The organism is Ferrovibrio sp. (assembly GCF_035304305.1).
Lineage (GTDB): Bacteria > Pseudomonadota > Alphaproteobacteria > Ferrovibrionales > Ferrovibrionaceae > Ferrovibrio.
Genome location: NZ_DATGQG010000024.1, coordinates 14,464 through 33,092, shown reverse-complemented (window position 1 = coordinate 33,092; position 18,629 = coordinate 14,464). Strand labels below are relative to the sequence as shown.

At 67.1% G+C, this 18,629-nt stretch carries 22 protein-coding genes; 9 read left to right on the top strand and 13 right to left on the bottom strand.

What is annotated here, in order from left to right:
* Positions 1-76: 76 nt before the first annotated feature.
* The 10 genes from VKZ87_RS02960 to VKZ87_RS02915 form a co-directional block, all read right to left on the bottom strand.
* Positions 77-874 (bottom strand): MetQ/NlpA family ABC transporter substrate-binding protein, encoded by a 798-nt coding sequence (locus tag VKZ87_RS02960; protein ID WP_324219755.1) that lies wholly within the window; start codon positions 872-874, stop codon positions 77-79.
* 47 nt (positions 875-921) lie between these two features.
* A complete protein-coding gene (locus VKZ87_RS02955; protein ID WP_324219754.1) occupies positions 922-1,575 on the bottom strand; it encodes a methionine ABC transporter permease in 654 nt (217 codons plus the stop codon).
* Positions 1,544-2,599, bottom strand: coding sequence for a methionine ABC transporter ATP-binding protein (locus VKZ87_RS02950; protein ID WP_324219753.1), 1,056 nt, complete (start codon positions 2,597-2,599; stop codon positions 1,544-1,546). The genes VKZ87_RS02955 and VKZ87_RS02950 overlap by 32 nt, the downstream gene beginning before the upstream one ends.
* Before the next feature lie 4 nt (positions 2,600-2,603).
* Positions 2,604-2,816, bottom strand: a complete 213-nt coding sequence (locus VKZ87_RS02945; RefSeq protein ID WP_324219752.1) for a hypothetical protein — start codon at positions 2,814-2,816, stop codon at positions 2,604-2,606.
* The gene (locus VKZ87_RS02940; protein ID WP_324219751.1) at positions 2,813-3,034 is read right to left on the bottom strand and encodes a hypothetical protein; all 222 of its coding nucleotides are present in this window, start codon (positions 3,032-3,034) and stop codon (positions 2,813-2,815) included. Before VKZ87_RS02940 ends, VKZ87_RS02945 begins: the two co-directional genes overlap by 4 nt.
* 881 nt (positions 3,035-3,915) lie before the next feature.
* On the bottom strand, positions 3,916-4,323 hold the full coding sequence (locus VKZ87_RS02935; protein ID WP_324219750.1) for a DUF2000 family protein: 408 nt from the start codon (positions 4,321-4,323) through the stop codon (positions 3,916-3,918).
* A 37-nt stretch (positions 4,324-4,360) separates the two neighbouring features.
* Complete coding sequence (locus VKZ87_RS02930; protein ID WP_324219749.1) at positions 4,361-5,215, bottom strand: AraC family transcriptional regulator; 855 nt, start codon at positions 5,213-5,215, stop codon at positions 4,361-4,363.
* Positions 5,216-5,268: 53 nt separating this feature from the next.
* On the bottom strand, positions 5,269-5,802 hold the full coding sequence (gene sodC, locus VKZ87_RS02925; protein WP_324219748.1) for a superoxide dismutase [Cu-Zn] SodC: 534 nt from the start codon (positions 5,800-5,802) through the stop codon (positions 5,269-5,271).
* 133 nt (positions 5,803-5,935) lie between these two features.
* A complete protein-coding gene (gene rho / locus VKZ87_RS02920; protein ID WP_324219747.1) occupies positions 5,936-7,279 on the bottom strand; it encodes a transcription termination factor Rho in 1,344 nt (447 codons plus the stop codon).
* A 290-nt stretch (positions 7,280-7,569) separates the two neighbouring features.
* A complete protein-coding gene (locus VKZ87_RS02915) occupies positions 7,570-8,184 on the bottom strand; it encodes a HupE/UreJ family protein (protein ID WP_324219746.1) in 615 nt (204 codons plus the stop codon).
* Positions 8,185-8,380: 196 nt separating this feature from the next.
* Here VKZ87_RS02915 and VKZ87_RS02910 point away from each other — a divergent pair, with 196 nt between their 5' ends.
* The 6 genes from VKZ87_RS02910 (at position 8,381) to VKZ87_RS02885 (ending at position 14,028) form a co-directional block, all read left to right on the top strand.
* Entirely contained in the window at positions 8,381-8,803 is a 423-nt protein-coding gene (locus VKZ87_RS02910; RefSeq protein WP_324219745.1) for a DUF2946 family protein, read from the top strand.
* A gap of 42 nt (positions 8,804-8,845) precedes the next feature.
* Positions 8,846-9,760 carry a copper chaperone PCu(A)C gene (locus VKZ87_RS02905; RefSeq protein ID WP_324219744.1) on the top strand — a complete coding sequence of 305 codons (915 nt, stop codon included), beginning with the start codon at positions 8,846-8,848 and terminating at the stop codon, positions 9,758-9,760.
* A gap of 16 nt (positions 9,761-9,776) precedes the next feature.
* Positions 9,777-11,831 (top strand): TonB-dependent receptor, encoded by a 2,055-nt coding sequence (locus VKZ87_RS02900; protein ID WP_324219743.1) that lies wholly within the window; start codon positions 9,777-9,779, stop codon positions 11,829-11,831.
* On the top strand, positions 11,825-12,640 hold the full coding sequence (locus VKZ87_RS02895) for a TonB family protein (protein ID WP_324219742.1): 816 nt from the start codon (positions 11,825-11,827) through the stop codon (positions 12,638-12,640). The genes VKZ87_RS02900 and VKZ87_RS02895 overlap by 7 nt, the downstream gene beginning before the upstream one ends.
* Before the next feature lie 17 nt (positions 12,641-12,657).
* Complete coding sequence (locus VKZ87_RS02890) at positions 12,658-13,548, top strand: helix-turn-helix domain-containing protein (protein ID WP_324219741.1); 891 nt, start codon at positions 12,658-12,660, stop codon at positions 13,546-13,548.
* Between the two features lie 66 nt (positions 13,549-13,614).
* Entirely contained in the window at positions 13,615-14,028 is a 414-nt protein-coding gene (locus tag VKZ87_RS02885; protein ID WP_324219740.1) for a VOC family protein, read from the top strand.
* A 1-nt stretch (position 14,029) separates the two neighbouring features.
* Here the strand turns inward: VKZ87_RS02885 and htpX are convergent, their stop codons facing one another.
* Entirely contained in the window at positions 14,030-15,028 is a 999-nt protein-coding gene (gene htpX, locus VKZ87_RS02880) for a zinc metalloprotease HtpX (protein WP_324219739.1), read from the bottom strand.
* 89 nt (positions 15,029-15,117) lie between these two features.
* Between htpX and VKZ87_RS02875 the strand changes: the two genes are divergently transcribed.
* The 3 genes from VKZ87_RS02875 (at position 15,118) to VKZ87_RS02865 (ending at position 17,050) form a co-directional block, all read left to right on the top strand.
* Positions 15,118-15,330: a succinate dehydrogenase assembly factor 4 gene (locus VKZ87_RS02875; RefSeq protein ID WP_324219738.1), complete on the top strand. Its 213-nt coding sequence runs from the start codon at positions 15,118-15,120 to the stop codon at positions 15,328-15,330.
* Positions 15,331-15,463: 133 nt separating this feature from the next.
* Complete coding sequence (locus VKZ87_RS02870; RefSeq protein WP_324219737.1) at positions 15,464-16,687, top strand: argininosuccinate synthase; 1,224 nt, start codon at positions 15,464-15,466, stop codon at positions 16,685-16,687.
* Between the two features lie 159 nt (positions 16,688-16,846).
* Positions 16,847-17,050, top strand: coding sequence for a hypothetical protein (locus VKZ87_RS02865; protein ID WP_324219736.1), 204 nt, complete (start codon positions 16,847-16,849; stop codon positions 17,048-17,050).
* Positions 17,051-17,170: 120 nt separating this feature from the next.
* Here VKZ87_RS02865 and sigJ read toward each other — a convergent pair whose 3' ends face one another.
* Entirely contained in the window at positions 17,171-18,058 is an 888-nt protein-coding gene (sigJ, locus tag VKZ87_RS02860) for an RNA polymerase sigma factor SigJ (RefSeq protein ID WP_324219735.1), read from the bottom strand.
* Positions 18,055-18,597 (bottom strand): hypothetical protein, encoded by a 543-nt coding sequence (locus VKZ87_RS02855; protein WP_324219734.1) that lies wholly within the window; start codon positions 18,595-18,597, stop codon positions 18,055-18,057. The genes sigJ and VKZ87_RS02855 overlap by 4 nt, the downstream gene beginning before the upstream one ends.
* Positions 18,598-18,629 lie beyond the last annotated feature (32 nt).

Genomic DNA, 18,629 nt, shown 5'->3' with positions numbered 1-18,629 from the left:
CCCGCCGGCGATTCGCTGCCGGCGGGCCAGTTTGCATCCGTCGTCGGGGAGGAAACGAGACGGACGGTCGAAGCAGTTACCAGGCGGCAACAACCGCCTTCTGGTACTTCTGTTCCACAAATGCCTTCACTTCCGGCGACTGATAGGCCTTCACCAGCTTGGCGAATTCCGGCCGATCCTTCTCCTGCGTGCGCACCGCGATCAGATTGACGTAGGGCGACTTCGGGGTTTCGATGGCAATCGCATCCTGCGTGGGCTTCAGACCGGCCGGAATCGCGTAATTGGTGTTGATCACCGCGATTTCGACTTCATCCAGGGCACGCGGCAATTGTGCGGCGTCCAGCTCCACGATGCGCAGCTTCTTCGGGTTCTCCGCGATGTCGAGCGGCGTGGCCTTCAGGCCGGCATCCTTCTTCAGCTTGATCAGGCCGGCCGATTCCAGCACCAGCAGCGCGCGGCCGCCATTGGTCGGGTCGTTCGGGATCGCGACGCGCGAGCCTTCCTTCACCTCGCCGATGGCCTTCACCTTCTTGGAATAGGCGCCCATCGGGAAGTTCACCGTCCAGGCGATGTTGGTCAGCTTGTAGCCGCGGTCCTTGATCTGGTTCTCCAGGTAGGGCAGGTGCTGGTAGGAATTGGCATCGAGGTCGCCGGCATTCAGTGCCGCGTTCGGCTGCACGTAATCGCTGAACTCGACGATTTCGATCTTCAGGCCGTCCTTTTCAGCGACCTTCTTGACCACTTCCATGATCTCGGCATGCGGGCCCGCGGTGACGCCGACCTTGATCGGCTTGTCCTGCGCCTGGGCCGAAAGCGGCAGCAGGGCGGCGACAGCCAGGGCTGCGAGCGAGCGACGGGTAAGCGAGAGAGACATCTTCTTCTTCCTTTTCTTCGGGGAGGCTTGTTTACGCGTTACACAAATCAACGATGGCTGAGGCGGCGGACGAGGCGGTCGCCGAGCGACTGCACGCCCTGCACGAAGACGATCAGAACCACGACGACGGCGAGCATCACTTCGGGCAGGAAGCGCTGGTAGCCGTAGCGGATGCCGATATCGCCGAGGCCGCCGCCGCCGACCGCCCCGGCCATGGCGGAGTAGCCGATCAGGCTGACCAGCGTGATCGTGAGGCCGGCGACGATGCCGGGCAGAGCCTCGGGCAGCAGCACCTTGGTGACGATCTGGTACGGCGTGGCGCCCATCGCCTGCGCCGCCTCGATCAGGCCGGCCGGCACTTCCCGCAGGGCGGTTTCCACCAGACGCGCGATGAAGGGAATCGCGGCGATGGTGAGCGGCACGATGGCAGCCGCCGTGCCGATCGAGGTGCCGACCACCAGGCGCGTGAACGGGATCACCGCGACCATCAGGATGATGAAGGGCGTGGAGCGGGCCGCATTGACGATGAGGCCGAGCACGCGGTTCACCGGCGCGTTCTGCAGGATGCCGCCCGTATCGGTGAGGATCAGGATGACGCCGAGCGGAATCCCCAGCAGGGCCGCGATGCCGCCGGAAACGGCGACCATGATCAGCGTCTCGATCAGACCGTCAAACAGCAGCGCGATCAATTGTGACGACATCGTTCAGTTCCTCTACCTGGATCTTGCGGCTGGCGAGATAGGATTTGGCGGCGGCCAGCCGGGCATCGTCGCCGCGGGCCTGCACCACCATCACGCCGAAGGGGCGGCCCTGGATTTCGTCGATCCGGCCATGCAGGATGGCGAGATCAAGGCCGAGATTGCGCGACAGTTCGGCGATCACCGGATCGTCGGCATGCGGTCCGGTGAACAGCAGGCGCCAGAGCCGGCTGTTGCCCTCCAGCCGCGCCGCGGCCAGCCGCTTCTCCAGCGCCGGCGGCAGGTTGAAGCCGATCAGGTCGGCGACGAAGCTGCGCGTCGTGGCATGCTGCGGCCGGGTGAAGACATCGTAGGTCGCGCCATGCTCGATGACGCTGCCGCGCTCCATGACGGCGACGCGGTCGGCGATTTCCTTCACCACCGCCATCTCGTGAGTGATCAGCACGACGGTGAGATTCAGCCGGTCGCGGATGTCGCGGATCAGCTCGAGAATCTGGTCGGTGGTTTCCGGATCCAGTGCCGAGGTCGCCTCGTCGCAGAGCAGAACCTTCGGATCGGTGGCCAGCGCGCGCGCAATGCCGACGCGCTGCTTCTGCCCGCCCGAGAGCTGGGACGGATAGCGGTCCGCGCGGTCGCTCAGCCCGACCAGGTCGAGCAGCGGCATGACCTTGTCGCGGATGGCCGCCCGGCTTTCGCCGCGCAGTTCCAGCGGCAGCGCGACATTGCCGAACACGTCGCGCGAGGACAGCAGGTTGAAATGCTGGAAGATCATGCCGATCTCGCGCCGCGCGGCGCGCAGTTCGGCGGCGGACAGGGCCGTGAGGTCGCGGCCGGCGACGCGGACGCGGCCGGCCGTCGGCCGTTCCAGCAGGTTGATGCAGCGGATCAGGGTCGACTTGCCGGCGCCGCTGCGGCCGATCACGCCGAATATCTCGCCCGGCGCCACCGAAAGCGAAACATCGCGCAGGGCTTCCACGCTGCCGGACGGACCGGCATAGCGCTTGGTCAGTTTCTCAAGCTCAATCATGTCATCAGCGCTCAAAAGGCAGGAAGCTCAGGGCGATCAGGTCGCCCGCATGGTTCCATTCCGGCGGCAGGGCCAGCGGATCGGTCAGCGAACCGGCATGCAGGTCCGGATGGTTATCATTGCCCGCCGGAAGCAAACGTTCCGGTGCGAGGAACGCCCCGATCGCGGCCTGCAGGCGGGTGGCCAGGGCCGGGCGTGCGAGCGACGCGGCGGTCATGACGGCCTCCGGACTTTCAGGGGACGGTTGTCGTTGGCGCTGCCGAGCGCCCGCGCGGCCCGTGCCGCATCGTCGGCGCGGCGGAAGACCTGCTGGTCCAGGGCCGCGTAACGCGGCAGTGAGGCGAAGAAGCGGAACCCGCCGCCGGACTGACGGCTCTGGCGGACGACAAGGCCGGCGGCCTCGCCGGCCGCCTCGATCACATAGGCTTCACTCATGGGAATACTCCGTTGGCCGGCCAGAAGCCGGCGGATGTCGGTCAGAACACGCTGGTGGAAATCAGGCGGTCAGCGACAACAACAGAGCGGGGTGGGACGGCAGGAAAACATCGTCATGGGTCAACTCCGATAATGGGCCCACGACTGCCGTCGTGGCGCTTTAGCATTGGTGCGCGGCGCAAGCTGCCCTTCAAATCCGCGGCCCGGACGAACCGGACGAGCGGATATTTACAGCAATGTTCTCTGAGGTCAACAGGGATTTGCAGGATAATGTGTATTTAATTTTATTTCACATTACCAAATTGTAAGGTCGGGCTGGCCCGGTACGCCCCATGCTACCGGGCCAGCCGCTGACCCCGTCAGACCAGCATTTGACGGGGCGACCCTGAAATCGCGCCGGCGGGTGGAAGCCAACGGCGATGCCCTCAGTATATGCGAATGATTTTCAGTCACAAGAGGAAAATCATTCCCGAAGCGATTTTTTACAGATCCGAAGCAGCGGGGGCCGGATTGCCCTTGTCTTTGTTCGCAATATGTTCTATACTTACTCTGTTGCTGTTGTGCATCGTGCATAGGCCATAGAAGCCCCTGCCCCTGCGGCGGGGCCGATATACCCCTTTATACCTGCCGGTCGGGCGGGAGCCGCGAAGCGCAACCGGCGTGGTCCAGTGAGACTCGTTGAAGCACCGCGAACCGTCACGGACTCCAGCGGGCTCGAATGGGCTCCAGCGGACTCCAGTGGGCTGCAGTGGACCGCAGCGGGCTCTGGCGGACTCCCGCGGGCCATAGCGGGCTCCAGTGAACCGTAATGGACTCCAGCGGACTCCGGTAAACGTCATGGCCGCTCCTCCGCGCCATGACCTTTTTTTTGCCGGCCGGCCTCAGGGATGCAGCTTCAGCCCCTTCACCGTCCTGTCGACTGCCTTGCGCTCGCCATGCAGCGCGAGGCCGGCCCAGAGCTGGCTTTCAATGCCGGTTTCGGCAAACACCGCGCGGTTCGCGGCATCGTGGCCGGTGGCAAACATCGCCTCCACATAGGGCGCGACGGTCAGCCCGGCTTCGCAGGCGCGGCGATGCACGCGCTGCAGATCCGCCTGCGCGGCGGCGAAGACCAGGATCGGCTGGCCGATCATGGCGGTGTAGCTGCGGCCAGCCGAATCGCGATACGGCGCACCGATGCATTCCGGGACGGCGGCGGCGATGCCGCTGGAGAGAAAGGCGGTGACGTTGAGCTTCTGCCAGACGGCGAGATCGTCGCGCACGACGATGGCGATCCTGGTGGTGAACACGGCAACTCCCTGCGGCAAATCCGCGGCGAGGATGCCGTCAGGCGATGACAGCGTCTGGAAGATCCGTGCAGCGCCGCCGGTAATCGGCCGGCGTCATGCCGAAGGCGCGGCGGAACCAGCGGCCGAGATGGCTCTGGTCGGCGAAGCCTGTCGCGGCGGCGACCTCGGCCGGCGCCTCCCCCCTTGCCAGCAGCTGCCGCGCCCGGTTGAGCCGCCGCTGCACCAGATAGGCATGCGGCGCGATGCCGTAGGCCGCCTTGAAGGCGCGGGTCAGGCGGAAGCGGTCGGTGCCCGTCTGCGAAGCGAGTTCTTCCAGGCCGAGATCGCTGTCGTAGCGCGCCTCGATGATGTCGCGGGCGCGGCTGGCAATTCGCGGCGCCGCATGGGCGGCCTGGCTGGCATCCGTCTCTCCCGCGCGGCGCAGCAGATGCGGCAGCACCGCATCCAGCGCCGCCTCCCGCGCCATGCGGCCCTCGCGCCGCAGCATCCGGCTGCAGGCCGTCACGATCGCCTGGCCCAGCGCCGCATCGTCGTTCAGCGTCTCGCGGAAGGCGAGGATCTGCGGCGCGTCGCTGCGGCCCAGATAGTCCGCCCCGGCCTGCCGCAGCCAGTCCGGCGCGAAATACAGCATGGCATAGGTGAAGCCGTCCTCGATCACCGCCTCGCCGTCATGGGTTTCGCCCGGCTCCATCAGGATGACGCGGCCGGGCGTGCTGCGGTGGATGGCGCGGCGGCAGCGGAACTGCTGCACGCCCTGCAGCGTCACGCCGACCAGTACCTGGTCATGGAAATGCGGGTCATAGGCATGGGCATGGAACCGCGCCTGCACCGCCTCGGTGCCGCTCTGCGCATCGCGGGCGAAATCCAGCCAGTCTTTCCGGTCGGCCATCATGATGATGGCCGCAGTCTAGCGCAGCGCGCCGCGGCGTCGAACCGCAAAGACGCCTATCGGACCACGCCGCAGGCGATGCGCCCGCCGCCGCCGCCGAGCGGCTGCGGCTCGTCGGCATAATTGTCGCCGCCGGCATGGATCATCAGCGCGCGGCCGCTGAGATCGCGGACCTTCAGGCGCGGCGCAAGCACCGGCAGGGTCGCGCTGCCATCGGCATTGACCACCAGCGGCGGCAGGTCGCCCTTGTGGCCGGCCGCATCCCTGTGCGGCCCGTGATGCCTGCCCGTCTTGTGCGGATCGTAATGGCCGCCGGCCGCCATGCCCGGCGCGGGCTGGCCGTTCGCGCCCGGACCCGGTCCGCAATCGGGCTTCTCATGGACATGGAAGCCGTGCGGCCCGGGCGGCGAAAGGCCGGACAGCTGCGGGATCAGCATCAGCCCCTGCGCCGTGTCCCTTGCGGTGATCGTGCCGATCGACGGCCCGATGCCGGAAGCCGAGATCGCGTTCATCGTGATGGTCTTCTCGGCTGCGGCGGCCGGAGCCGCGGCCAGCGCCAGGCCGGCAAGGGTGAGAAGCGCCTTCCGCATGTCTTCACCTCCATAGGCGGCCGTCATGGCCGCGGCGGAAAAACTAGGCGGGTTTTGCGCGGCGCCAAGACACCCCGAAACAAAACGGGCGGGAGTCGCCTCCCGCCCGCTGAAGCCCCGAAGGGTCCGACCCTCAGGTATTCATCGAGTCGAAGAAATCGGCATTGGTCTTGCTGTGCTTGATCTTGTCGAGCAGGAATTCCATCGCGTCCTGGCCGCCCATCGGCATGAGGATGCGGCGCAGAACCCACATCTTGGCCAGCGTGCCCTTGTCGACCAGCAGCTCCTCCTTGCGAGTGCCCGACTTGGTGATGTCGATGGCCGGGAAGGTGCGCTTGTCGGCCAGCTTGCGGTCGAGCACGATTTCCGAGTTGCCGGTGCCCTTGAACTCTTCGAAGATCACCTCGTCCATGCGCGAACCGGTATCGATCAGCGCGGTGGCGATGATGGTCAGCGAGCCGCCCTCCTCGATGTTGCGGGCAGCGCCGAAGAAGCGCTTCGGCCGCTGCAGCGCATTGGCGTCGACGCCGCCGGTCAGCACCTTGCCCGAGGATGGCACCACGGTGTTGTAGGCGCGTGCCAGGCGCGTGATCGAGTCGAGCAGGATGACGACGTCACGCTTGTGCTCGACCAGGCGCTTGGCCTTCTCCAGCACCATCTCGGTCACCTGCACGTGGCGCGAGGCCGGCTCGTCGAAGGTGGAGGAGATCACCTCGCCCTTCACGGTGCGCTGCATGTCGGTGACTTCTTCCGGCCGTTCGTCGATCAGCAGGACGATCAGATAGACTTCCGGATGGTTGTGGCTGATCGCATGGGCGATGTTCTGCAGCAGCACGGTCTTGCCGGTGCGCGGCGGCGCCACGATCAGCGCGCGCTGGCCCTTGCCCTGCGGCGCGATCAGGTCGATCACGCGGGCCGACACGTCGCGCTTCGGCTGCGAAATGATCTTCTCGGTCTTGCTGCGGCTCTTCAGGGTCGAGCCCTTGACCACAGGGGCGGCCGCGGCCGGCGCCTCCTCCTCGGTCTGCGGCATTTCCATGCGCAGGCGCTCGGTCGGATAGAGCGGCGTCAGGTTGTCGAAATGCACCTTGTGCCGGCTGTTCTCCGGGTCCTCGTAATTGATCGTGTTGACCTTGAGCAGCGCGAAGTAGCGCTCGCCGTCTTTCGGGGCGCGGATGCTGCCCTCGATGGTGTCGCCGGTGCGCAGGCCGAAGCGGCGGATCTGGTTGGGGCTGACATAGATGTCGTCCGGGCCGGGCAGGTAGTTCGCCTCGGCGGAACGCAGGAAGCCGAAGCCGTCCTGCAGGACTTCCAGCACGCCCTCGCCCGTGATCTCCACTTCACGCTCGGCAAGCTGCTTGAGGATCGCGAACATCATGTCCTGCTTGCGCAGGGTGTTCGCGTTCTCGATCTGCAGCTCCTCGGCAAAGCCCAGCAGCTCGGTCGGGGACTTCGATTTCAGTTCGTGAAGATTCATCGATGGACTCGTGGTGGGGATCGTTTGGCGGTATTTCGGCGGGATTTGGGCCCTCCACGCCCCCTTGGACGGGACATGGCAGCCGGATAGGAGGGTAATTTGCGACCGCCCGCGCAGGTTCCGCGTACCATCAACTATTCAAGAAAGCGGAAGGGCGCCGATGCGGCACCGGACCTAAGAAGACGGGCCGGTTGCAAGCGAAATAGCAACCGGCCCGGGCTTAGTCAAGGGCATGCCGCACGGCGCAACGCATCGGCATGTTACAAATTTGGGATCGGGTACCGCCGCCGTCAGCCGGCCAGGTTCAGCACCAGGGTCACCGCCCCCACCGCCGTGACCGCCGCGCCGGCGATGCGGTCGAGGCGCGGCATCGTATCCTGCCAGGCCCGCGACAGCAGGCGCCAGCCGAACACCGCGGCGGCAGCGATGGCGTATTCGGTCACCGCCAGGCCGCCGAGATAGGCTACCAGCGGCGTCGGCTCGGCGCCGATGATCGTTTCCGCCAGCGCATGGCCGTGCAGCAGTCCGGCGAGGCCGAGCAGCGCGGCGAACGGGTGGTCGCCGATGCGGCGCAACGAGACCAGCAGCAGGCCCATGATGACGACCGACCCGGCGATCAGGGTTTCGCCGCCCAGCAGATCGACCCTGGCGAGATGCAGCAGCGACCCGGCGAAAGACGCCACGACGAAGGCCAGCGGCAGCAGCCATGCCCGGGCGCGCGGCGCGGCGAGCAGGCCGGCGGCGATGATGAAGGCGAGGTGGTCGAGCCCGATCACCGGATGACCGATACCGGACAGCACGCCTTCCAGCAGGCTGGAGGGCGTCGCGCCATCCATCGCATGATGGGCAAGGGCCGGGCCGGAGAACGCCAGCGCCGCGACCGCGGCAAGAACAGGACGAACCATGATGCACCTCCCGTGCAATGCGGGGCTCGCCGCCTACAGTGGCGGGCTGCCGCACCGCGTTCCCCTTCCTCCGCCGGACGATCCGGAAACCACCGACGGAACCATTGCCGCGAGACTAGGCGGGCGTTTGTCCTGCGTCAAACCGGCAGCAGATGCGCTATTGCCCGCGGCGGCTTCCGGGGGTAAGCCTTCTGTCATGGCCACGATCCTGCGAGCCTCCCTGCCATACAGCCTGCGCCGCCTCGCCGTCGCGCTGGGCCTGTTCGGGCTGCTGTTCCAGGTGCTGCTGCCGGTCACGCAGAACGGCATCCGCGCAGCGCAGGCGGCGAACGGCATCGAACAGGTCGTGCTCTGCTCGGCTCTCGGCTTCAGGACCATCGCGCTGAAGGACGGCCTGCCGGCGGATGCCGATCCCGAGAAGCCGTCCAGGGCGGCAGAGAACTGCCCCGCCTGCCTGAACCACGCGCAGCTCGATCAGGCCATCCTGCCGGTCGGCATTCGCCTCGCCGTTCCCACGCTCAGCCTCACCGCGCTTTACGGCGCCGCCAGCGACAGCACGCCGGCGCAATCGATCCGTCAGCCGCACCAGGCCCGCGCACCGCCCGTCTTCCGTTCCTGATCCTTCACCCTTTCTCGATCCAGGAATAACGGGAGTTTCCCCATGTCGAAGTTTCTCATCGCCGGCGCTGCGGCGCTCGGTATTGCCCTGTCCCTGCCTGTCCTCGCCCATGTCACCGCCGATCCGGCCGAGGCCGCGCCGGGCAGCTATCTCCGCACCAGTCTGCGCGTGCCCCATGGCTGCAGCGGCCAGCCGACCACCGCGCTGCATGTTGCCATTCCCGACGGAATCGTCAGCGCCAGGGCGCAGGCCAAGCCGGGCTGGCAGGCGCAGGTCGAGATGCGCAAACTCGGCCGCGCGGTCGATACCGGCCATGGCCGCATGAGCGACCGCGTGCCCGCCACCGTCAGCTGGAGCGGCGGCGCCCTGCCAGACGGCCTCTTCGATGAATTCGGCCTGATGCTGAAACTGCCCGACCGGCCGGGCGCGCAGCTGGCGCTGGCCGTCACGCAGGTCTGCGGCAGCCAGGAAATCCGCTGGGACCAGGTGGCGCAGGCCGGACAGAACCCGCATGCGCTGGAACGTCCCGCCGTGCTGATCCGGGTGGCCGGCGAGCCTGCGGCGACGGCCGGCAGCATCCGCGTCGAGCAGCCTTTCGCCCGCGCGACCCCGGCGAAGGTCGGCGGCGTCTTCATGACCCTGCAGAATGCCGGTGGCCATGCCGACCGCCTGCTGAAGGCGGAATCGCCGGTGGCCGACAGCGTCGAGCTGCACACCCATGTGAAGGACGGCGACGCGATGCGCATGCGTCCGGTCGACGACATCCCGGTGCCGGCCGGCGGGACCACGAAGCTGGAGCCCGGCGGCTATCACATCATGCTGATCGGCCTGAAGCAGCCGCTGAAGGAAGGCGAGCATGTGCCGATGACGCTCACCTTCGAGAAGGCCGGCAGGATCAGCCTGGAGATTCCCGTGCACAAGGCCGGCGCGTCCGGCGGGCATCATCACAAGCACTAGACGGCGGAGATGATCCATGCACCGCATGACCCTGCCGCAGGCGGGGACGCTCTCCCTGTGCCTGCTCTCCACCCTTGCATCCGCCCAGACGGTGACGGCGCCGATCAGCGTCACCGCGACACCGATCAGCGAAAGCCTCGTCACGCCACCGGCCGATGAGGCGCGCCGCCGCATCGAGAAAACGCCCGGCGGCGTCGACCTGGTGCCGGCCGAAGAGATCCGCGACGGCCGCGCCCAGACGGTGAAGGATGTGCTCGACTTCGTGCCGGGCGTCTTCGCCCAGCCGAAATACGGCCAGGAGGATTCGCGGATCTCGATCCGCGGCTCCGGGCTGTCGCGCAGCTTCCATCTGCGCGGCACCCGGCTGCTGCGCGACGGCATCCCGGTCACCGATGCCGACGGCGCCGGCGACACGATGGAGATCGATCCGCTGGCCGTCGATTACACCGAGATCTACAAGGGAGCGAATGCGCTGCAGTACGGCGCCTCGCTGCTCGGCGGCGCGGTGAATTTCGTCAGCCCGACCGGACGCAGCCAGCCCGGCTACCTGTTCCGCCAGGAACTGGGCAGCTTCGGCAGCCTGCGCACGCAGTTCGGCGCCGGCGGGGCGATCGGCAACTACGATTATTTCGTCACGCCGAGCTACAGCCATTCCGACGGCTATCGCGACCATACCGACCAGGATTATGCCCGCCTGAACGGCAATATCGGCTACCGTTCCGGCGACGGCGCCGAGACGCGGGTCTTCCTGTCGGCGGCCAACATCAACCAGAAGATCCCGAACAGCCTGACGCGGGCGCAGGCACTCAGCGATCCTGGATCGACGACGCCGCAGAGCTTCACCGGCAATACCAAACGCGACATCGACAGCCTGCGCGGCGCCGCCAGGACGACCATCCTCACCGATACCGGCGAGGTCACGTTCGGCCTCTTCGCGGCGCACCGGACGCTGTTCCATCCGCTGTCCTCGCCCGGCTTCGCCACGCTGATCGACAACGAGGAGGTGAATGGCGGCGGCTTCGCGCGCTGGAGCGGCAGCTTTGATGCCGGCGGATACCGCAACGACTTCACGCTCGGCATCAACTACTTCGCCGGCGTGAACGAGGCCCGCACCTGGCAGAATGTCGGCGGCGGACGCGGCGCCCTCACCTCCCATGCCGACCAGAAATCGCGGACGCTGGAGGCCTATGGCGAGAATGCCTTCTACCTCCTGCCCGACCTGGCGCTGATCGCCGGCCTGCAGGGAACCACGGCGACGCGCGAGCTGGACGACCGGTTCCCCGGCAATGGCGACCAGTCCTTCAGACGCGGCTATGACAGCCTCAATCCCAAATTCGGCGTGCGGTGGGATTACGCGCCCGAGGCCCAGGCTTTCGTGAATCTCAACTGGGCCGACGAGCCGCCGCCCTTCTCCGAACTCGGCACGACAGCCGCCACTACCTCGCTTGAATCGCAGAAATCGAAGACACTGGAGCTGGGGGCACGGGGCCGCAGTCCCGACTTTGCCTGGGATGTTGCGGTCTATCGCTCATGGCTGAAGGATGAACTGCAGTTCCTGACCGTGAACGGCATGCCGACCAACCAGAATGTCGATTCCACCATCCACCAGGGCATCGAACTGGGCGGTGAATGGGTGGCGCTGCGCGGCCTGGCCGTCAGGGAGGACAGGACCACGCTGCGTTTTGCCTATACCTACAGCGATTTCCGGTTCGACGACGATCCGGTCTGGGGCGGCAACGACATTCCCGGCGCGCCGCCGCATTACCTGCGCGCGGAACTGCGCTATGCTCATCCCGACGGCTGGTATGCCGGACCGAATCTGGAATGGGTGCCGCGGGCCTATTTCGTCGACAATGCCAACACGATGAAGACCGAACCCTATGCCCTGCTGGGCGCCAAGGCGGGCTACGATTTCGGCACGGGGGTGAAGCTGTTCGTCGACGGCCGCAACCTGCTGAACCGGACCTTCATCTCCAATGTCAGCACCACGACGGCGGCGCAGGCCGGCGCGGCGTTGTTCAACCCCGGCGACGGCCGCGCCGTCTATGCCGGCATCGAGGTCCGGTGGTAGCCGTCGAAGCCATCCTGCCGGCAACCCCGGAGCGGTCGATACCGCTCCGGGGGCTGGCGCTGGCCGCGCTGCTGCATGCCGGCGTCGCCGGCGCCGCGGTCCTCCTGGACTACCCCGCGGAGCCGGAGGTGCCGGTTTTCGAGATTGCCTACGTGCTGCTCGAGCCGGCGCCCGTGCCGCAGGCCCCCGAACCGGCCGAGCGGACAGCCGCCGCACCACCCCCGCCCGCGGCGGCGGAACCGGAGCCGCCGCCGGAGCCATTGCCGCCGGCGCAATCCGAACCCGAACCGGAACCGGTTCCGGACGCGCCGGCCGCCATAGCGGCACCGCCGCCGCGGCCCGCCGCAAAACCGCATCGCCCGGAACCCGCCGCCGCTCCCGCGCCGGCCCCGCCGCAGCCGTCCATCGAGCAGATGCTCGCCGCCCTGCCGGCACCGCCCGTCGATACGACTGCAACCCAAGCGGCTACTGCGCCCGCCACCATCCCGGCGCCGCAGCCCGCCGCGCCGGCGATCCCGCCCATGCAGGTTTATGCGGCCCGCCTGCGCAATCTGCTGGCGCAGCACCAGGAATATCCCCGCGCCGCGCGGCAGCGGCACCAGGAAGGCGTCGTGCGGATCGCGCTCACCATCGACCGCACGGGCCGGCTCACCGACCTGCGGCTTCACGGCAGCAGCTCGGTCGCCGTGCTGGACGATGCGGCGCTGGCCATGGCGCGCCGGGCCGCGCCCTTCCCGCCGCCGCCGCTGGAGCCGCAGCAGAGGCAGGCCGTGTTCGTCGTGCCGGTGGGCTTTACACTGGAAGATTAGGATTGCCGCTGCACGGCATGCGGGCCGATAGTACCGGCATGACGCCGCCGGACCGCATCCGCACGATCCGCACCAGCTCGGACCAGGGGCGCTGGGAGATGGCCTTCTGCACGCCGCAGCCGCAGCTGCGCCCGCTGGTCGATTTCCTCGTCGGCTATGACGAAAGCGACACCCGCTTCACCCGCCGGCACGAACTGCCGGGCATCCAGGCCGTGCTGATCGTCAATCTCGGCGCGCCGATCACCATCATCGACACCGCGGGCCATGTGCTGCGGATCGGCAGCGGACAGGGATTCGCGGGCGGGCTGAGCGAGGCCTATGCCGTCTCGGAGAGCGATGGCAGCCAGCGCGGCCTGCAGGTGATGTTCACCCCGCCCGGCGCCTTCCGCTTCTTCCGCCTGCCGATGCACCGGCTGGCCAACCGGGTCTTCCTGCTCGACGAGATTCTCGGCCGCGAGGCCATGGATCTGATCGCCCGGCTGCAGGAAGCGCCGGACTGGGCGCGGCGGTTCGACATCATGGAATCCGTCATTGCCGCACGGCTGGCGGAACCTTCCTCTGCTGCCGCATCCACCGCCTGGGCGCTGCGCCAGCTGCAGCAGAGCGGCGGCCGGCTGCCGATCGCCGCCCTGGCAGACGAGATCGGCTGCAGCCGGAAACATCTGGCGGCACAGTTCCGCGATCATGTCGGGCTGGCACCGAAGACGGTCGCGCGCATCCTGCGCTTCCAGGAAGTGATCAGGCTGATCGACGGCATGACAGCGCCCGATCTCGCCGAACTCGCCGTTGCAGCCGGCTATTACGACCAGGCGCATTTCAGCCGCGACTTCCGCGCGCTGGCCGGACTGACGCCCGGCGAATATCTGCGCCGACGCCTGCCCGGCCAGAACGGCCTGCCGGTCGGCTAGGTTACATTCCTACAAGACGCCGCCGCATCGCCCCGCCAGAGTAGGCGCCGACAACGGGAGGCATCCATGAGCACACGACCGACCCTCTATCCCTACATGCAGTATCGCGACGCGCCGGCCGCCATCGCCTGGCTGGAAAAGGCCTTCGGCTTCCGCACCGTGGCGGCGCATCCCGACGGCAATGGCGGCATCGCCCATGCCGAACTCGGCTACGGCAACGGCATGATCATGCTCGGCACGCGCCGCGACAACGGCCTGCCGATGACCATGCCCGGCGAAGCCGGTGGCAATACCCAGGGCGTCTATGTCGTGGTGAAGGATGCCGATGCCGTCTATGCGAGGGCGCAGGCGGCCGGAGCCGAGGTCGTGATGTCGATCCGCGACACCGATTACGGCAGCCGCGACTTCTCGGTCCGCGATCCCGAAGGCCATCTGTGGAGTTTCGGCACCTATATGCCGGACTTCCCGAAGGAAGCCTGAGTTACCGGCCCCAGGGTCCGCGGCCGCCCGGAAGGCTGTTCTGGCGGCGCCGGCCGCTGGGCGGCACGGAGCCCACGCCCGGGCCGGTGCCGGCCGTGCCGGATTTCACCGCCGCGACCGGTTCGTTGAACCGGGTGGACGGATAGTTTCGGCCGCCGCGCATGCCGGCTTCCAGTTCCAGCAGGGCAGCGACGCGGTTCTCAGTGCTCGGATGCGTCGAGAACAGGTTGTCGGCGCCGCGGCCGTGCAGCGGGTTGATGATGAACATATGCGCCGTGGCGGGATTGCCTTCCGCCTGCTCGTTCGGGATGCGCTTCGCCTGGCCCGAAATGCGCTGCAGCGCCGAGGCGAGCCCGCGCGGGTTGCCGCTGATCTCGGCGCCCATGCGGTCGGCGGCATATTCGCGGCTGCGGCTGATCGCCATCTGCACCAGCGCGGCGGCCAGCGGCGCCAGGATCATGATCGCCAGGCTGCCGATCAGGCCGAGGCCGCGGTTGTCGCGGCTGCCGCCGAAGAACAGGGCGAAATTGGCCAGCATGCCGATGGCGCCGGCCAGCGTCGCGGTGATCGTCATGATCAGCGTGTCGCGGTTTTTCACATGCGCTAGCTCATGCGCCATCACGCCTTCAATTTCCTCGCGCGTCAGGCTGTGCAGCAGGCCGGTCGTGGCGGCCACGGCGGCATTCTGCGGGTTGCGGCCGGTGGCGAAGGCATTGGGCTGGTCGTTGTCGATGACATAGACACGTGGCATCGGCAGCTGCGCGTTGCGGGCGAGATCGGCCACCAGGCCGTAGAATTCCGGCGCCGTGCGCGCATCCACCTCGCGCGCGTTGTACATGCGCAGCACCATTCGGTCGCTGTTCCAGTAGGCGAAGAGGTTCATCGCCGCCGCGACAACCAGCGCGATCAGCATGCCGCTCTCGCCACCGATCAGGAATCCGACGGCGCCGAACAGGGCGGTCATCGCCGCCAGCAACAGACCGGTTTTGAAATAATTCATTGCCTCAAACCTCTACGCCTGCCTATGCAAGGCACCCACGGAGCTATATGTAAGAAGTCGACCAGTCCTTTGCCAAGATGAATGCCGCCGTGAGTACAGACGCCAAACTTCCTGAAACCGCACCGGCCGATTCCCAGCCCGTCGATCAGCGCCCCGTCGATCCCGTCACCGGCAAGCCGATGGCGCCGGCCCGGCCGGCCGTCAAGCTGACCCAGGCGCCGGGCGAGGAGAACGGCCCGAAGGGACCCGAACCCACCCGCTACGGGGACTGGGAGCGCAAGGGCATCGTCTCGGATTTCTGAGGCCGAATTCAGGCCCGATTGAGCCGCAATTGGGGCGGCCCGGCTGCCCCCGGCAGCTTGCACTGGCCCCGCGCCTGCCTATACTCCGCGCGGATTTTCCCGGTTCTTTCCACCAGTTCCAAGGAGTGCGCCGATGAGCGGCAGCAGCAAGCATGGCAGCGTGAAGAAGGTCGTTCTGGCCTATTCCGGCGGCCTCGACACCTCCGTCATCCTGAAATGGCTGCAGGAAACCTATGGCTGCGAGGTCGTTACCTTCACCGCCGATCTCGGCCAGGGTGAGGAGCTGGAGCCGGCGCGGCGCAAGGCCGAGATGTTCGGCGTGAAGCAGATCTACATCGAGGACCTGCGCGAGGAATTCGTGCGCGACTTCGTCTTCCCGATGTTCCGCGCCAATGCCATGTACGAGGGCCTCTACCTGCTCGGCACCTCGATCGCCCGGCCGCTGATCGCCAAGCGCCAGATCGAGATCGCCCGCGAGGTCGGCGCCGACGCGGTCTGCCACGGCGCCACCGGCAAGGGCAACGACCAGGTGCGCTTCGAGCTCGGCTACTACGCACTCAACCCCGACATCAAGGTGATCGCGCCCTGGCGCGAATGGGAGCTGAACTCCCGCACGGCGCTGATCGACTTCGCCGAGAAGCACCAGATCCCGATCGCCAAGGACAAGCGCGGCGAGGCTCCCTTCTCGGTGGACGCCAACCTGCTGCACATCTCGGCCGAAGGCAAAGTGCTGGAGGATCCCTGGGAGGAGGCGCCGGATTTCGTCTATTCCCGCACGGTCGATCCCGAGAAGGCGCCGGACAGGCCGGAATATATCGAGGTCGAGTTCAGGAAGGGCGACGCGGTCGCCATCAACGGCCAGGCGCTGTCGCCAGCCGCCCTGCTGACCAGGCTCAACGAGCTCGGCGGCAAGCATGGCATTGGCCGGCTCGACCTGCTGGAGAACCGCTTCGTCGGCATGAAGAGCCGCGGCATCTACGAGACGCCGGGCGGCACCATCCTGCACATGGCCCATCGCGGCATCGAGCAGGCGACGCTGGATCGCGGCGCGGCGCATCTCAAGGACGAGCTGATGCCGCGCTATGCCGAGCTGATCTACAACGGCTTCTGGTTCTCGCCCGAGCGCGAGATGCTGCAGGCCCTGATCGACAAGAGCCAGGAGAACGTGGAAGGCACCGTGCGGCTGAAACTCTATAAGGGCTCGGTCAACGTGGTCGGCCGCAAGTCGCCGAAATCGCTCTACTCGCTGAGCCACGTCACCTTCGAGGCCGATTCCGTCTACGACCAGAAGGATGCCGCCGGCTTCATCAAGCTGAACGCGCTGCGGCTGCGGCTGCTGAACCGGCAGAAGGGTTAATTCGCCCTCTGACACAGTTCGGTCACAGGAGTCATGAAAAAGCGGGCTTTTTGGCCCGCTTTTTTGTTTCCGGCCCAAGAGTTGTCACAGCAAATCCCGGCTTGGTCGCAACCCTGTCCGGACCCGGCCCTCTAATCTGTCCCCAGATTGGAGCCCGCCATGATCCTGCGCCGCGTCGCACCCGTACCTGCCTATCGCCGTCTCGCCGATTCCGCCCAGCGGTTCGTCGACGAGCTTTTCTGGCATCGCGGAATCACGCGCATCGAGCCGATCCCGATCGTGGCAAGGAAGAAGGCCGGCCCGCGTCCGAAGCGCCGCAAGCTCGAGCCGCATCTCGGCCGCTGGATCGACATCAGCGTTTAAGGCTCCCGGCCACCCTCCGAAACCGTCATGCCCGGGCTCGTCCCGGGCATCCACGTAATCGGCGCAGAAAATCGTGGATGGCCGGGACAGGCCCGGCCATGACAATAAGGAGGTCGCGCCCTACATCGCCGGCAGGCGCGCCAGCTTGTCGGGATTGCGCATGATGAAGACGTTGCGCACGAGTCCGTCGGCAATATCCAGCGCCAGCGCGAGATAGGGCTTCTGCCCGTCGAGCAGCAGCCAGCCCGGCTGGCCATTGATGCGCGCCGTGATCCGGCGCAGCGTCTTCGGCTGTTTCGGCGCCACGCCGGCGAAGAACCGCGCGATGCGATCGGCGCCGTGGATCACGTTCAGCGCCGCCGCCGCCTTGCCGCCGCCATCGGACCACAGCATCGCATCCTCGGCGAGCAGCCCGGCGAAAGCCGCCGCATCGCCTGCCCTCGTCGCGGCGGCGAAGGTCTCGGTGAGCCGGCGGACGGCCGCGTCATCGGCGGCGAAGCGCGGCTTCTCGTCCCGGATATGCTTCGCGGCACGGCTGACCAGCTGGCGGCAGGCGGCTTCCGATTTCTGCAGCACCGCGGCGATCTGCGGATAGTCGTAGTCGAAAGCCTCGCGCAACAGCCAGGCCGCGCGCTCGGCCGGCGTCAGGCGCTCCAGCACGACGAGCAGCGCCATCGACAGATCGTCGGCGGTTCCGGCCGGATCCTCGGGCTGCACCTCCAGCTCGATCAGCGGCTCCGGCAGCCAGGGACCGGTGTAGTTCTGGCGCTCGATCCTGGCCTGGCGCAGTCGGTCGATGCAGATGCGGGTGCAGGCGGTCACCAGCCAGGCCTCCGGATTCTGGATGCTCGCGACATCCGTCCGGTGCCAGCGCAGATAGGCATCCTGCACCGCATCCTCGGCATCGCCGACAAGGCCGAGCATGCGGTAGGCGAGGCTGAACAGCCGGCGGCGATGCCGCTCGAAGACCGCTGCCTTGTCGCCTTCCGCCGCCATGGCCGCGGTCATGCCGCCCTGACCTGCACCAGGCTGCAGCTCTGCGCATAGCCCATGGCCCGCTTCACCGTCGGATAGAAGCGGGACACGGCGAGATGGAAGCTCAGCTCGATCATCGCATCGCGGCCGCAGATCCGTTCCATGTCCTGGCGCAGATCTTCCATCTCCGGGGCATTCGTCGCAACCGCCTGGCCGAAGCGCCACGCCGTCGCCAGCGGGCCGGGCAGCAGATCGGGCCGGCCATCCAGCGCCGCCTGCAGCAGCTTCGGATCCATGCCCGCGGCCCGATCGATATTGACATGGATCTGCACGCATTCGCCGCAATCGTCGGCCTGCACGGCGCCGAGCGTGGCGAAGCAGCGGATTTCCGGGTTGAGCGTGCTCTGCGCCTCCGGCCTGTTCATGGCGGAGATCGCCTGGATTTTCTCCAGCACCGGCGAACCGCGCTCGGCCATCTCGCGCATGTAGTCCAGCCGGACGCCGAGCGCCTTCTCGGTCTCGAGCACGCGGGCCATGGCATCGGTCACAGCAGGGGAATGGGTTGTCGTCATGGGATTATCCTTTCCTTCAGATACTCCCTCAG

What these genes read in the sequence shown, in the direction of transcription:
- VKZ87_RS02960 (WP_324219755.1), bottom strand. Translation starts at nt 874, where the DNA reads ATGTCTCTCTCGCTTACCCGTCGCTCGCTCGCAGCCCTGGCTGTCGCC.
- VKZ87_RS02955 (WP_324219754.1), bottom strand. Translation starts at nt 1,575, where the DNA reads ATGTCGTCACAATTGATCGCGCTGCTGTTTGACGGTCTGATCGAGACG.
- VKZ87_RS02950 (WP_324219753.1), bottom strand. Translation starts at nt 2,599, where the DNA reads ATGATTGAGCTTGAGAAACTGACCAAGCGCTATGCCGGTCCGTCCGGC.
- VKZ87_RS02945 (WP_324219752.1), bottom strand. Translation starts at nt 2,816, where the DNA reads ATGACCGCCGCGTCGCTCGCACGCCCGGCCCTGGCCACCCGCCTGCAG.
- VKZ87_RS02940 (WP_324219751.1), bottom strand. Translation starts at nt 3,034, where the DNA reads ATGAGTGAAGCCTATGTGATCGAGGCGGCCGGCGAGGCCGCCGGCCTT.
- VKZ87_RS02930 (WP_324219749.1), bottom strand. Translation starts at nt 5,215, where the DNA reads ATGATGGCCGACCGGAAAGACTGGCTGGATTTCGCCCGCGATGCGCAG.
- sodC (WP_324219748.1), bottom strand. Translation starts at nt 5,802, where the DNA reads ATGCGGAAGGCGCTTCTCACCCTTGCCGGCCTGGCGCTGGCCGCGGCT.
- rho (WP_324219747.1), bottom strand. Translation starts at nt 7,279, where the DNA reads ATGAATCTTCACGAACTGAAATCGAAGTCCCCGACCGAGCTGCTGGGC.
- VKZ87_RS02915 (WP_324219746.1), bottom strand. Translation starts at nt 8,184, where the DNA reads ATGGTTCGTCCTGTTCTTGCCGCGGTCGCGGCGCTGGCGTTCTCCGGC.
- VKZ87_RS02910 (WP_324219745.1), top strand. Translation starts at nt 8,381, where the DNA reads ATGGCCACGATCCTGCGAGCCTCCCTGCCATACAGCCTGCGCCGCCTC.
- VKZ87_RS02905 (WP_324219744.1), top strand. Translation starts at nt 8,846, where the DNA reads ATGTCGAAGTTTCTCATCGCCGGCGCTGCGGCGCTCGGTATTGCCCTG.
- VKZ87_RS02900 (WP_324219743.1), top strand. Translation starts at nt 9,777, where the DNA reads ATGCACCGCATGACCCTGCCGCAGGCGGGGACGCTCTCCCTGTGCCTG.
- VKZ87_RS02890 (WP_324219741.1), top strand. Translation starts at nt 12,658, where the DNA reads ATGCGGGCCGATAGTACCGGCATGACGCCGCCGGACCGCATCCGCACG.
- VKZ87_RS02885 (WP_324219740.1), top strand. Translation starts at nt 13,615, where the DNA reads ATGAGCACACGACCGACCCTCTATCCCTACATGCAGTATCGCGACGCG.
- htpX (WP_324219739.1), bottom strand. Translation starts at nt 15,028, where the DNA reads ATGAATTATTTCAAAACCGGTCTGTTGCTGGCGGCGATGACCGCCCTG.
- VKZ87_RS02870 (WP_324219737.1), top strand. Translation starts at nt 15,464, where the DNA reads ATGAGCGGCAGCAGCAAGCATGGCAGCGTGAAGAAGGTCGTTCTGGCC.
- VKZ87_RS02865 (WP_324219736.1), top strand. Translation starts at nt 16,847, where the DNA reads ATGATCCTGCGCCGCGTCGCACCCGTACCTGCCTATCGCCGTCTCGCC.
- sigJ (WP_324219735.1), bottom strand. Translation starts at nt 18,058, where the DNA reads ATGACCGCGGCCATGGCGGCGGAAGGCGACAAGGCAGCGGTCTTCGAG.
- VKZ87_RS02855 (WP_324219734.1), bottom strand. Translation starts at nt 18,597, where the DNA reads ATGACGACAACCCATTCCCCTGCTGTGACCGATGCCATGGCCCGCGTG.